Below are 13,012 nucleotides of genomic sequence, written 5' to 3'. Positions count from 1 at the left end.
CGATCGAGGCTAGTCGCGGTCGAGCCCCCTAGTCGCGGTCGAGGCCGAACGTGCGCTTCACGATCGCCTGCACGTCGCGGTCGAGACCGTCGATGCGGGTGTTGACCGCATCGAAACGCGCAGTCATCTCGCCACGTAGTCCGTTCATCTCGCTGCGCAGTCCGCCGATCTGCCCGTTCATCTCGCTGCGCAGTCCGCCGATCTCGCTGCGCACGACGCGGATGAACAGGGTGGAGACGACGGTCAGCATGCCCAGCATCAGCGCCGTGAAGGCTCCGATCATCGCCCAGATCTGCGCGTCGTTCATGAATCCCATCCCCACATGATCACATCGATTCGACGAGTCTGCCAGCGTCGCAGGGAGGAGTCCCGCGAAGGTGGCGTGATCCGTGGAGAACCCACGAACCACGCCACCGGTGCAGAAGAGCTCAGTCGCCCTTCACGTTCACGATCTGCCGCAGCGTGTGCCGGATCGACACGAGGCTCGCGGCATCCGCCATCACCTGATCGATCGGCTTGTACGCCTGCGGGATCTCGTCGATGAAGGCATCCGTGTCACGGAATTCGATACCGACCATGGCCTCCCGCAGCTGCTCGTGCGTGAACGTGCGCCGCGCCGCCGACCGGGAGTACTCCCGCCCCGCGCCGTGCGGCGAGGAGTTCAGCGACAACGGGTTGCCGAGCCCCTCGACCACGTACGAGGCCGTGCCCATCGATCCCGGGATGAGCCCGGGCCGACCGACGTCGGCCTGGATCGCACCCTTCCGCGACACCCACACCCGCTTGCCGAAGTGCACCTCCGACTCGGTGAAGTTGTGGTGGCAGTTGATCCGCTCCTGCGCCTCCACGGGCGAACCCGCGAAGTCGGACACCTGCCGGATCACCCGGTCCATCATCTCCTCCCGGTTCAACAGGGCGAAGTGCTGCGCCCACCGGAGCTCTCGGATGTACCGCGTGAACTCCGGCGTGCCCTCGACGAGGTACGCCAGGTCGGGGTCGGGAAGCTCGATCCACCACCGCTTCGCCAGCTTCTGCGCCACGGAGATGTGGTGACCCGCGATCCGGTTGCCGACACCCCGCGAACCCGAGTGCAGGAACAACCACACCCGATCGAGCTCGTCGACCGACACCTCGATGAAGTGGTTGCCGGAGCCGAGGGTGCCGAGCTGCAGTCGCCAGTTCTTCGCATACGACTCGGGGTCGAACTCGTTCTTCTCGGCGAGAGCCTCGAGCTCGGCGATGCGCGGCTCTGCCGTCGCGACGACCTTGTTGTTGTAGCGTCCGGCAGACAACGGCACCGCACGTTCGATCTGCTCCCGCAGCGGGGCGAGATCGCGACCGGCGAAGTCGTCGCTCGTGAACTGGGTGCGCACGGCGATCATTCCGCAGCCGACGTCGACACCGACGGCGGCGGGGATGATCGCGCCGAGCGTCGGGATGACCGAGCCGACCGTCGCCCCCTTGCCGAGGTGCGCATCGGGCATGAGCGCCAGGTGCGGGTGGATGAACGGCATGCGTGCCGTGGTGTGCGCCTGATCGAGCGTCTTCTCGTCGATCAGCGATGCCCACGACAGCAGCCGCGCGGAGAGCTTCTCCATGATTCCTTTCCTTCGTGATGTTCAGCCACAGGTCGGGAGCCACAAAAAAATGCCCCGGACCTGACGGTGCGGGGCAGCAGGACAGCGGATGCTGTCACACGGCGCGCGCCGGAGGGTACGACTCGAAACGGTCTTGGCGCTTCTGCTGAAGGGCGTCGACCGTGGCGATGGGAAGATTCCGCAGGGCGGTCATCCGTCGTCTCCTCGGGCTGCATGCTGCGCCGATCGGCACAGCTTTGCCACATTAGGGGGAGTCGGTGCGGGGTGTCAAGCCTCGCGGGGCGGGTTGTGCATGAACTCGATGCGGATGCCGCTGTCGTCCTCGACGAACGAGGCGAAGTACCGATCGCTGAAGCGCGGGTAGTCCTTCGGGTCGCGCACGGCCGTCCAGCCCGCGGCGATTGCGATGTCGTGCAGTCGCTCGACCTCGGCGCGGGAGTCGACGGCGAAGGCGAGGTGCTGCCAGCCGACCCGGCCGTGCCGGTGCGGCGCGGGGTCGTCTTCGCGCGGCGCCATGAGGATCAGTTCGGTCTCGCCGTCTTTGTTCCAGGAGAGCGAGTGGTCGTCGCCGTAGCCGCTCTCGAAGCCGAGGGCGAGGAGAACGGGGTGGAACTGCGCGCGCCCGCGCTCGAGGTCGGCGACGGTGATGCCGAGGTGATCGAGCAGCGGCATCAGAGCTCGATGCCGTGGTCTTCGTCGTTGACACCGGCGTTGTGGCCTCGGCGCGACTCGTAGCCGAGGAACCAGCCGAGCCAGACGATCGCCGCGAGCAGGACCCCGAGCCACACGTTCTGGAAGATCAGTCCGATGACGATCCCGAGAACGAGCAGACTGCCCGTCACGATGAGGCGGAGGGCGAGACGTTGCCGCGGTGCGTTCATGGTCACAGCCTAGGGCTAGCGCGCCCGATGGTCTTCGGGCGCGAGGCGGGGACCGCGCCGCGGCTCCTGCACGCCGCTCACGGTGATCAGGCGCACCACGCGCTGCCGGTGCCCGGTCCAGCGGGCGAGGAGTTCGAGCATCCCGTCGTCGTCGGTCCGCTTGCCGGTGAGCGCATAGCCGACCTGGTGGGCGAGGTGGTAGTCGCCGACGCTCACGGCATCGGGGTCGCCGAGCGCCCGGATGCGGGTCTCGGCCGACGTCCACACCCCGACGCCGGGCAGGCTCGTGAGCACGCGGTCGCGCTCGGCGCCCGTCGCAGCGGCGCGCATCGCGCGCTCGATGCTGTCGCCCCGCTGTGCCGCGCGGACGATGGTCTTCGACTGCGGCGGCTCGACTCCGGCGCGCTGCCACACCCACGAAGGCACCAGTCGCCAGGCGGATGCCGGGGGAGCGGCGAACATCGGACGCGGGGTCGGGCCTGGCGCGCGTTCACCGAGTCGGGAGACCAGGTAGCGCCAGGCTCCGAAAGCCTGCATGCCGGTCACCTTCTGCTCGATGATGGCGCAGGCGAGCGCGTCGAAGACCTCGTCTGTGCGGGTGAGGCGCAGTCCGGGGTGCCGGTGTGCGGCATCGGCGATGAGCGGATGCCCGGACGGGTCGAAACCGGACGGTTCGTCGTCGGACCCGCAGAGGCGGGGCACACGATCGAGGGCATGCCCGGCTCCCGGACCCCAGGCGGTGGCGCGCACCTCGCCGCCGATCGAGCGCAGCGCGAGTGTCGCCGGGCCCTCGGGGGTGCGCAACGCGCGCCAGATCACTCCGCCGTCGATGACGGTGGTGGGGTCGGTGCGTCCGCGACGCAGCATGCCGACCGTGCGGATCAGGTCGAGCACGTGCGGAGGGCGGTACGTCGTGTCGTGCGGAGTCGCCGGTAGGGCGGCATCGGCCGCTCCGGCATCCGCAGTCAGGGTCATGCGCTCACCCTACGCGCGGCCCCTGACACTGGAGCGGGGTGCGCTCAGAAGCGGTCGGGCGACGGCGTGCCGTGGCCGTAGCGGATCACGACGTCGGCGTGCCGATCGAACCGGTATCCGATGCCGCGCACCGTGCGGACGATGTCTTCGTAGCGGCCGAGCTTGGCGCGCAGGCGACGCACGTGCACGTCGATCGTGCGCTCACCCGGAGTCTCGTCGTCCTGCGCCTGCCACAGAGCCGAGACCAGCTCGGAGCGCTCGATCGTGCGACCCTCGCGCAGCACGAGGTACTGCAGCAGCTCGAACTCCTTGTACGTGAACGCCGCGGACTCGCCGTCGATGAGCACGCGCTTGCGAGAGATGTCGACGGTCACTCCGCCTTCGACGTCGACGGCGTCGTCTTCGGTCGCGGCCTTGGTGCGGGCGATGGCGCCGGGCTCGTGCAGGGCGAGGCGCACCACGTCGAGATCGCGGCCCCCGGAACCGTGCGGGGCGAGGGCGACGGTGGCGTGCGTCTCGGCACCGGGCGCGAGTTCGGCGAGCGTGCGGCGCAGGGTGTCGACGAGCAGCGGAAGGCTGACGCCCGCCTCGGCGGCCTTGATCTCGTCGAGGCCGACGTAGAGGGCGAAGCCGCGCGGCGAGCGGGCCGCGGGAAGGTCTGCGGCACCGTTCAACGGGGCGTCGGTGTCGGCCTGCGTGGGAACGGTGCGGAGCTGAGTGGTGGGGTGCTCGAGAAGTGCGGTGTTCGACATGATGATGAAGTCCTCAGGACGTGAGCCGGGGGCTCAGATGCGTTGCATGAATGACCGGGGCGAGCCGGGAAGCGAGCAAGGGTGGATGCTCGGGGACTCAGGCTTCGCAGATGGCGAAGAGTCGAGTCGGGCGGGTGGCTGATCGTTCAGCGACACATTCGGCAACACATGCCAACGCGACCGGGCATCATCATCCCGGCAGCCCCGTTCGCCTCCTGGGCGGACAAAGGGCGTGCGTTGGTGGTCATGGGGGGATTATGTCTGATCATTTCGGTCCGTGTCAAAACGACGACACCGGCGTGGGGCGGGCGTAACGTGGATGCGGTGTCGACATCTTCACTCGCTTCCGGCTTCATCCTCACCGACGAGAAGGACGCCTCCCGGTACACGCTGACCCGCGACGGCCAGCTCGTGAGCGTCCTCGATTACCGTGACGACGGGCAGACGATCGCTCTCACGAGAGCCTTCACAATCCCGACTTTCCGCGGCCACGGCTATGCCGGGACGGTCGTGGAGGGCGCTGTCGCCGAGATCGAGGCCCGCGGCGATCGCACGGTCGATGCGGTCTGCTGGTACGTCTCTGACTGGTTCACGGCGCACCCCGAGAAGGCGTCGTTGCTGCGTCGGCGATGACGCCCCGCTCCGTGACGTTGTGTTACGGCGACGATTTGCAAGGATGGAGCGCATGAAACTCGCCGAGGCCCTCACCGCGCGAGCAGACCTGCAGCGCCGCATCGAGCAGCTCCGCTCCCGCATCACCGCGAATGCGCGCTTCCAGGAGGGGGAGGAACCCTCCGAGGACGCGAACGTACTCCTCGGGGAGGCGGAGACCGACCTCGCCCGACTGCGCGAGCTCATCGGTCGGATCAACGCCACGAACGCGCGACTCGCGATGGGAGCCGACGGCACGATGACCGATGCCCTCGCCGCTCGTGACGTGCTGCGGCTCCAGCACTCGGTCCTCTCGGATGCGGCGGCCGCGGCATCCGGCTCCGGCGTCGCCTTCGGCGGCCGTCAGATGCGTTCGGAGCTGCGGCAGATCTCCGCACTTCCCGTCGCCGAGCTCCGGGCCAAGGCCGACCGGGTGGCGCAGGAGCTGCGCGAGCTCGACAACAGGATCCAGCAGGCCAACTGGCTGAACGACCTGGAGGAATAGCGGAAGTCGGTAGTCACGACGAGGCGGGCACAACCCCAGCCGGGAGGGGCAAGTTCCGGCACCTGTGGGCGGAGGGCAGCCCAGATTTCGCATCGCGCAGCCCCGCACGCCGCACAGGTGATCGCGTATCGCGCATCTTGCATCACCGCGTGTCGATCGTCGTGACGAGGGTGGGTCAGGGGACCTTCCGCTTACGAACCTCGTGACGGGCTTGTTATAGTCGTGGTCTGCTCAGCCCCGTCGGCTGAGGTGGTCGGGCGCCTCAGGCGCGCTGGTCCGAGGCTCGAAACCTCCGGCATCCTTCACCAGACACCGGAGGTTTTTCCATGTCGTCATCCCTGCGCGCCCGCCCTCAGACCCGATGGTGGGCGCTCATTGTCCTGTCGCTGACGCAGCTGGTCGTCGTCCTCGACGGCACCATCGTCAACATCGCGCTTCCCCGCGCCCAGGCCGCACTCGAACTCACCGACGGGCAGCGCCAGTGGGTCGTGACGGCCTATGCCCTCGCCTTCGGCGCGCTCCTGCTGCTCGGCGGCCGCATCGCGGACTACATCGGACGCAAGCGCGCATTCATGATCGGGATGCTCGGATTCGGAGCGGCATCCCTGTACGGCGGCCTCGCCCAGCAGGGGTGGGAACTGATCCTCGCGCGTGGTCTGCAGGGGGTTTTCGCCGCGCTCCTCGCTCCGGCCGCGCTCGCCCTGCTGACGGTGACGTTCCCGACCGGACGCGAGCGCAACACCGCGTTCGCCGTCTTCGGCACGGTCGCCGGCACCGGAGCCGCCATCGGGATGCTCCTCGGCGGCGTTCTGACCGAGTTCGCCGACTGGCGCTGGTGCTTGCTCGTCAACCTCTTCTTCGTCGTCATCGGCGTGGTCGGGGGTGCGATCGTGCTGACCGAGAGCGCCGCCGATGGCAGCAAGCGCCTCGATGTGGTCGGCGCGGTCACCGTCACGCTCGGTCTCGGGGCGCTCGTCTACGGCTTCAGCCTCGCGGAGAACGGCTGGGGCGAGCCCCTCACCATCGGATTCCTCGCGATCGGGGCGGTTCTGCTCGCCGTCTTCGTCTGGGTGGAGAGCCGGGTGGCTCATCCCCTTCTGCCGCTGCGCGTGGTCGCGCATCGAGTGCGCGGGGGAGCGTTCCTCATCCAAGGTGTCGCCGGTGCGATCATGATCGGCGCCACCGTCTATCTGACCTTCCACCTGCAGTTCGTGCTGGGCATGGGTGCGCTGCAGGCCGGTCTCGCGAGCCTTCCGCTCCCGATCGCGACCATGCTGCTCGCCCCCGTCGCGATGAAGCTGCTGCCGCTGATCGGCCCGCGTCCGATGCTCATCGTCGGACCGCTGATCGCGGCGGTCGGGCTGTTCACGCTGTCGGGCATCACGCCCGATGGTGCCTATCTGGTGCAGATCGCGCCGGCGCTCGTGCTGCTCGGCATCGGCATGGGCTTCGTGTTCATCCCGCTGCAGAACCTGGCCCTCTCGGGGGTCGCCTCGCACGACGCAGGAGTGGCGTCCGCGGTTGCGAACTCCACGATGCAGATCGGCGGTTCGATCGGGCTCTCCGTCTTCACCGCCGTCTACGCCGCCTCCGTCGGAGGGCATGCGCAGACCGATGTCACCCCGGAGGGCCTGACCGACGCCTACGGATGGACCTTCATCGTCGCGGCGATCTTCATGGTGGCGGCCTCGATCATCGCGGCGTTCATGGTTCGCGGTTCCAAGAGCGAACTGCTCCTGTCGCTCGGCGAGGCGATGCCGGCCGCGCACTGACAGCGGGGTGCCGCCGCAGCGATCGGCCGACGGATTCCGCGTGATCCGTCGGCCAGGAGCGGATGCTGCGGCACGCCTCGGCCCGAATGTCGGTGACCCTTCGTACGTTGTGAGTATGCGAATCCTGCACACCTCCGACTGGCACATCGGCCGCACCTTCCATGGCACCTCGACCATGGACGCGCTGGCCGAGGTTCTCGGAGCGCTGACGGAGCAGGTGCGCACGAAATCCGTCGATGTGGTCGTGGTGGCCGGAGATGTCTTCGACTCGGCGACGCCGTCGGGCGCGGCCTACACGCTTCTCGGTGATGCCCTCGTGGCCTTGCACGAGACCGGCGCGAGCGTCATCGTGACGAGCGGCAACCACGACTCGGCCGCGCGCCTCGGATTCCAGGCGCGGCTCCTGCGCGACGGCATCCGCGTGCTCACCGATCCGCTCGACATCGGCACTCCGGTGACCGTCGACGACGCCACCGGCCCCGTCCACTTCTTCGGCATTCCGTACCTCGAGCCCGCGATCGTGCGTCAGCACTGGCCCGACGGCGATTCCGCCGGGCGTCCGTTGCGCACCCAGGCGCAGACGATGGCGCACGCCATGGACCTGGTCCGTGCCGGCATGCAGCAGCACCCCGGCCGCTCGGTGGCCATCGCGCACTGCTTCGCCGCCGGAGTCGATGCCACGATCGGCCTCGAGCGCGAGGTTCGACAGGGCGGCCTCGACGTCGTGCCGCTCGAGGTCTTCGACGGACCGGACTACGTCGCCCTCGGGCACATCCACGGCCGCAATCAACTCAGCGAACGCGTGCGCTACGCGGGCGCTCCGCTGCGCTACAGCTTCGGCGAGCAGAACAAGCCGCGAGGGTCGTGGCTGGTCGACCTCGACGACAGCGGACTGGCGCGCGTCGAGTGGCTCGATCTTCCGGTGCCGCGGCGCCTCGTCACGCTCACGGGCACCCTCGACGAGATCCTCTCCGCCGACAACATCGCCGCCCATGCGGGCGATTGGGTGTGCGCGGTCTACACCGATGCGGTACCGCAGACCGAGCCCATGCGCCGACTGCGCGAGAAGTTCCCGCACTGCGCGATGGTGCAGCATCAGCCGCCCGTCGCCGTCGAGAGCGGAGTGGGCTCCTACGCCCAGCGCCTGCGCACCGCCGAGACCGACACCGAGCGCATCGACGCGTTCCTCACGCACGTTCGCGCGGGGCAGGGGCCGACCGAGCGCGAGAGCGAGCTCATCCGCGAAGTGCTCGACGACCGGGTGCGCGCCGAGGCGCTCGTCTAGATGCGTCTGCATCGCCTGGAGGTTGAGGGGTTCGGCCCTTTCCGATCTCGGCAGGTCGTCGATTTCGACACCTTCGCCGACGACGGCATCTTCCTGATCGCCGGTCGCACGGGAGCGGGAAAGTCGAGCATCCTCGATGCCGTCTGCTTCGGCCTCTACGGGGGTGTGCCGCGGTACGACGGCGGTGAGAAGCGGCTGCGCAGCGATCATTCCGAGCCCGATGACATCTCCGAGGTCGTCGTCGAGTTCAGCACGCCGTCCGGTCGATATCGGGTGACACGGTCTCCCGAGTACCTCCGCCCCGCGAAGCGCGGTGGTGGAATGACCAAGCAGGCCGCCGCCGTCTCCCTCGAAGAGCACGGAACGGCCGGCTGGGTCGGCAGGGCAGCACGTGCGGTCGACGTCGGGAACGAGCTCGACGAGATCCTGCAGCTCAGCAGAGAGCAGTTCTTGCAGGTGATCCTCCTCGCGCAGAACCGCTTCTCGGAGTTCCTCCTCGCCAACAGCAAAGACCGCCAGGCGCTGCTCCGTCGACTGTTCGGCACTGAGCGCTTCGATGACGTGCAGGCGCGATTCGACGAGCGCCGGCGGGCATCCGAACGCGCGGTGGAGACCCGGATGGCGACGATCGGTGCACGGCTCGAGGAAGCCGAGCGGCTCGTTCTCTCAGAAGGTCTCGGCGGATCGTCCGACGAGGGAGATGACGTCGAGATTGCCGAGCCCGTCGGTTCGCTCAGCACAGCGAGTCGACTCGAAGCCCTGCGGCGAGCGGAAGCCCGGGCGGCGTACCGCGCGGAGCGTCGTGCTGCGGAACGCGACGACGCGGAACGCGCGCTGGCTGCCGCCGACGTCGCGCTCACCGAGGTGAAGGAGCAGCGGATCGCGCAATCCGAGCGCGACCGTGCTCGTCGGTCGTTGGAGTCGCTCGATGCCGAGCGCGACGACATCGAGCGGGCACGGGGCGAGCTCGAACAGGCGCGACGGGCCGAGGTGCTGCGGGGGGTCATCGACGCGGTGACTCGCGCGGAGCACGCCGCCACCACCGCCGCGAGCGGGGTGCAGGAGGCAGCATCCGCCTGGGAGGCCGTGGGCGGGGAGATCGACGGATCCTCGGCATCGGCACTCCAGGACTGGGCGTCAGCTCAGACGCGCGAGAGCGGTGCCTGGGCGCGCGCGGCGACCCTCGAAGTCGAGACGGCGGGCCGCCGTGCGACCCTCGATGCGGCCGCCGACATGGTGGCTGCGACGTCGGCACGCGTCGACGCCCTCGTCGCCGAGCGCGAGGGGCTTCCGGCAGCGATCGCCGAGGTGACCGACGCCCGTGATGCCGCGCGGCGACTGGCCGACCGCGCCGGTGACCTCACGCTCCGCCGTGACCAGGCGCAGACGCGTCGCGACGCGGTTCGCGAGGTCGAACGCCTCAGTACGGCGAAATCCGCGGCCGACAATGACCTCGCCGACGCGAGCATCCGCCTCGCCGACGCGCAGACCGCGTTGGCTCACCTGCGTCGCCGTCGTCTCGACGGCTTCGCCGGCGAACTCGCCTCGACCCTCGTCGATGGCGCCTCGTGTCCGGTGTGCGGGGCGGTGGAGCATCCCGCGCCCGCGGTCCACGCAGACCCCGTCTCCGCTGACGACGTCGACGCGGCAGAGGTCGTCCGTGATGCGGCCGCAGCGCGCGAACGCGACGCGTCGGAGCGCTGTGCGACCCTGCGTGCCGAGCTCGCCGTCGCCGTTGCCGCCGCCGAAGCGCGCACCGCAGACGAAGCCGACGCCGAACTCGGCACGCTCGACGAGCAGCTCCACGCAGCCATCGCGGCGGGTGCTGAGCTGTCTCGCCACGAGGCCGAGCTCGCCCAGCTGCTGAAGCGCAGCGCGGCCCTCGACGACGATCACCTCGTCGCAACCCGTGCGCTCGCGGAGGCGCGAGAGAACCTGGCCGCACTCGAGCAGAGTGCGCGCGAGGCCGACGCGCTCATCGCCGAAGCGCGCGGAGACTTCGACTCGGTCGCTCAGCGAGTGACCACGACGAACAGTCGCATCACCGCGGCGACAGCTCTGGCATCGGCGCTGGCCGACCAGCGTCAGCGCGACGTCGCCCTCGCCGAGGCGATCACCGCACGCCAGAGCGCCCTCGATGATTCGCCGTTCGTGCAGGTGAGCGAGGTTGCAGCGGCACTCCGCCCGGCGCGCGAGCAGGCAGCGCTCGACGAGAAGATCACACGCCACGCCGTGCAGCGCGAGAAGGAGAAGGGGATCCTGCTTCCCCTGGAACTGCGCGGACTGCCCGAAGAGGCGATCGACCTGGGGCCGGCCGAGACCGCGGCACGCGATGCGCGGTCGACCTGGATCGCCGCCGTCGACATCACCGGCAAGGCAACGGTCACAGTCGAGCGACTCAGCGGCCTTATCGCCTCGGCCGCCGACGAACACGAGCGCAGCGCCCATGACGCCGCCGAGCACGAAGTGCTCCAGAACCTCGCCGACACCATCGCCGGGCGCGGCCCGAACACCCGCAAGATGACCCTCGAGACCTTCGTGCTGGCGGCGGAACTCGAAGAGATCGTCGCTGCAGCCAACCGGCGCCTGCACGACATGTCGACCGGGCGATACCAACTGCAGCACTCCGATGCGCTCGCGGCACGGGGTGCCGCATCGGGGCTGGGCATCGTCGTCTTCGACGCCTTCACCGGGCTGACACGTCCCGCGCAATCCCTGTCGGGCGGCGAGACCTTCCTCAGCTCACTGGCCCTCGCACTGGGGCTCGCCGAGGTCGTCACCGCACGGGCCGGCGGCATCCGCCTCGATACGCTCTTCATCGACGAGGGGTTCGGCTCCCTCGACGGCGACACCCTCGACATCGCGATGCGCACGCTCGACGAACTGCGACAGGGCGGGCGCACGGTCGGCGTGATCAGCCACGTCGAGGCGATGCAGGATCAGATCCCCGCGCAACTGCGCGTGCGCGCCACGCGTGAGGGCCCGAGCATCATCGAGACCCGCTGACAGCTGGCCGCCGAGAGCGCCCCGCCGAGAACGCCCCGCCGAGACCGGCCCGTGCGGTCACGACCGGCGGGCGGGGCAGATCAGACCCCGTACTCCTGACGGATGACTTCGCGCAGCTGGACGCTGCACCGGGCGATGGCCGCGCGGAAATCGACGAGGGCGCCTTCTTCGGCGCGATCGGAGATGGCACGGAACGCGCGGATCGGCACGCCGAACTGCTCGGCGACCCAGATGTACGCGTAGGTCTCCATGTCGACCAGGCCGGCGCCGGACGGGCGGATGACCGCCGTGATTCCGGCATCCCCGACGAAGCTGTCGCCCGTCGCGATCAGCACGCCCTCGCGTCCTGTCGACACGCGCGCCGGCAGCGACACGTGCTGGCCGGCCACCCCGTCGAGATCGAAGACATCGTGCTGGAGCGCGCTGCCGATCTCGTGCACCGTGGCATCGAGCTCCGGGTCGATTCCCCCGGCCGTGCCCACGACCACGACTTCGGTGTACGGCTTCGCGGCGAGAGCGCGCGTGAGCGCGTAAGTCGCCTGGAGCTTGCCCTCTCCCGTGACGATCTGGTCGAAACCGTCGAGTTCCGCGGGGAATGCTTCGAGTTCGGAGGCCATGGCGGCGACGAGGAGTTTCACCTCGCCATCCTGCCAGGTCGCTCATCGTGCGACGAAGTCGCCGCACCTGTCAACCGTCATCCTCATGTAACAAGTCGGGGAGATACTGGGGGTACCAACGAGTGGAGGATCCGTGTCCCTGCAGCAGCAGATCTCTGAAGCGCTCGGCGTTCACGCCGAGATCGATCCCGAGGCCGAGGTCGAACGGCGAGTGCAGTTCCTCGTCGACTACCTGCGCACGACCGGAGCGCGGGGCTTCGTGCTCGGCATCTCCGGAGGCCAGGACTCGACGCTCGCCGGGCGGTTGGCCCAGCTCGCGGTCGAGCGCGTGCGCGCCGAAGGCGGCGAGGCCCGCTTCCTCGCGGTACGCCTGCCGTACCGGGTGCAGCACGACGCGGCGGATGCCGAGGCCGCTCTCTCGTTCATCGCTCCCGATTCATCGGTCGAGGTCAATATCCAGAACGGCGTCGACGGTGTCGAGGAAGACATCGAGTTCGCGGTCACGAGCGACATCAGCGACTTCAACCGCGGCAACATCAAGGCTCGCGTGCGCATGGTGACCCAGTACGCGCTCGCCGGTCACGACGGCATGCTGGTGATCGGCACCGACCACGCGGCCGAGGCCGTGACCGGTTTCTACACGAAGTTCGGTGACGGGGCGGCCGACATCCTTCCGCTCTCGGGGCTGACGAAACGTCAGGGGCGGTCGCTCCTGCAGCTGCTCGGAGCACCGGATCGTCTCGCCTTCAAGGTGCCCACGGCCGATCTCCTCGACGGTGTGCCCGGCCGTGCGGACGAAGACGAACTGGGGCTCACCTACGAGCAGATCGACGACTTCCTCGAGGGGCGACCGGTCGATCCGGAAGCTGCGGGGCTCATCGAGGCGAAGTACCTCGCGACCCAGCACAAGCGCAACCTTCCGGTGACGCCCGACGACACCTGGTGGCGCTGACCTCGCTCATGTTCTGAT

The 13,012-nt window shown here is 69.0% G+C and carries 13 protein-coding genes; 6 read left to right on the top strand and 7 right to left on the bottom strand.

Going from position 1 to position 13,012, the window contains the following annotated elements; all coding sequences use genetic code 11:
- Window positions 1-28 precede the first annotated feature (28 nt).
- The 6 genes from ACIOSY_RS13465 to ACIOSY_RS13440 all read right to left on the bottom strand — a co-directional run bounded on the left by ACIOSY_RS13465 (window position 29) and on the right by ACIOSY_RS13440 (window position 4,206).
- Window positions 29-307 (bottom strand): hypothetical protein, encoded by a 279-nt coding sequence (locus tag ACIOSY_RS13465; protein ID WP_400854071.1) that lies wholly within the window; start codon window positions 305-307, stop codon window positions 29-31.
- Window positions 308-428: 121 nt separating this feature from the next.
- Entirely contained in the window at window positions 429-1,598 is a 1,170-nt protein-coding gene (locus ACIOSY_RS13460; protein WP_400854069.1) for an RtcB family protein, read from the bottom strand.
- Between the two features lie 267 nt (window positions 1,599-1,865).
- Window positions 1,866-2,270: a VOC family protein gene (locus ACIOSY_RS13455; RefSeq protein ID WP_400854067.1), complete on the bottom strand. Its 405-nt coding sequence runs from the start codon at window positions 2,268-2,270 to the stop codon at window positions 1,866-1,868.
- Window positions 2,270-2,479 (bottom strand): hypothetical protein, encoded by a 210-nt coding sequence (locus tag ACIOSY_RS13450; RefSeq protein ID WP_400854065.1) that lies wholly within the window; start codon window positions 2,477-2,479, stop codon window positions 2,270-2,272. The genes ACIOSY_RS13455 and ACIOSY_RS13450 overlap by 1 nt, the downstream gene beginning before the upstream one ends.
- A 15-nt stretch (window positions 2,480-2,494) precedes the next feature.
- On the bottom strand, window positions 2,495-3,454 hold the full coding sequence (locus ACIOSY_RS13445; protein WP_400854063.1) for a DNA-3-methyladenine glycosylase family protein: 960 nt from the start codon (window positions 3,452-3,454) through the stop codon (window positions 2,495-2,497).
- A gap of 44 nt (window positions 3,455-3,498) precedes the next feature.
- Complete coding sequence (locus ACIOSY_RS13440) at window positions 3,499-4,206, bottom strand: winged helix-turn-helix domain-containing protein (protein WP_400854061.1); 708 nt, start codon at window positions 4,204-4,206, stop codon at window positions 3,499-3,501.
- Window positions 4,207-4,530: 324 nt separating this feature from the next.
- Between ACIOSY_RS13440 and ACIOSY_RS13435 the strand changes: the two genes are divergently transcribed.
- From ACIOSY_RS13435 to ACIOSY_RS13415, 5 genes are all read left to right on the top strand, one after another.
- A complete protein-coding gene (locus tag ACIOSY_RS13435) occupies window positions 4,531-4,839 on the top strand; it encodes a GNAT family N-acetyltransferase (RefSeq protein WP_400854059.1) in 309 nt (102 codons plus the stop codon).
- A gap of 52 nt (window positions 4,840-4,891) precedes the next feature.
- A complete protein-coding gene (locus ACIOSY_RS13430; RefSeq protein WP_400854057.1) occupies window positions 4,892-5,362 on the top strand; it encodes a DIP1984 family protein in 471 nt (156 codons plus the stop codon).
- Window positions 5,363-5,688: 326 nt separating this feature from the next.
- On the top strand, window positions 5,689-7,134 hold the full coding sequence (locus ACIOSY_RS13425) for an MFS transporter (RefSeq protein ID WP_400854055.1): 1,446 nt from the start codon (window positions 5,689-5,691) through the stop codon (window positions 7,132-7,134).
- A gap of 115 nt (window positions 7,135-7,249) precedes the next feature.
- On the top strand, window positions 7,250-8,419 hold the full coding sequence (locus tag ACIOSY_RS13420; RefSeq protein ID WP_400854053.1) for an exonuclease SbcCD subunit D: 1,170 nt from the start codon (window positions 7,250-7,252) through the stop codon (window positions 8,417-8,419).
- Window positions 8,420-11,425: an AAA family ATPase gene (locus ACIOSY_RS13415; RefSeq protein WP_400854051.1), complete on the top strand. Its 3,006-nt coding sequence runs from the start codon at window positions 8,420-8,422 to the stop codon at window positions 11,423-11,425.
- An 80-nt stretch (window positions 11,426-11,505) separates the two neighbouring features.
- Here ACIOSY_RS13415 and ACIOSY_RS13410 read toward each other — a convergent pair whose 3' ends face one another.
- Window positions 11,506-12,063 carry a nucleoside phosphorylase gene (locus ACIOSY_RS13410; protein WP_400854049.1) on the bottom strand — a complete coding sequence of 186 codons (558 nt, stop codon included), beginning with the start codon at window positions 12,061-12,063 and terminating at the stop codon, window positions 11,506-11,508.
- Window positions 12,064-12,175: 112 nt separating this feature from the next.
- Between ACIOSY_RS13410 and nadE the strand changes: the two genes are divergently transcribed.
- Window positions 12,176-12,994: an ammonia-dependent NAD(+) synthetase gene (nadE, locus tag ACIOSY_RS13405; protein ID WP_400854047.1), complete on the top strand. Its 819-nt coding sequence runs from the start codon at window positions 12,176-12,178 to the stop codon at window positions 12,992-12,994.
- Window positions 12,995-13,012: the final 18 nt, after the last annotated feature.

This window comes from Microbacterium sp. NPDC087665 (assembly GCF_044743285.1).
In the GTDB taxonomy this organism is placed as follows: Bacteria; Actinomycetota; Actinomycetes; order Actinomycetales; family Microbacteriaceae; genus Microbacterium.
The sequence above is the reverse complement of the archived record's forward strand: the minus strand, read 5'-3'. Positions and strand labels throughout refer to the sequence as shown.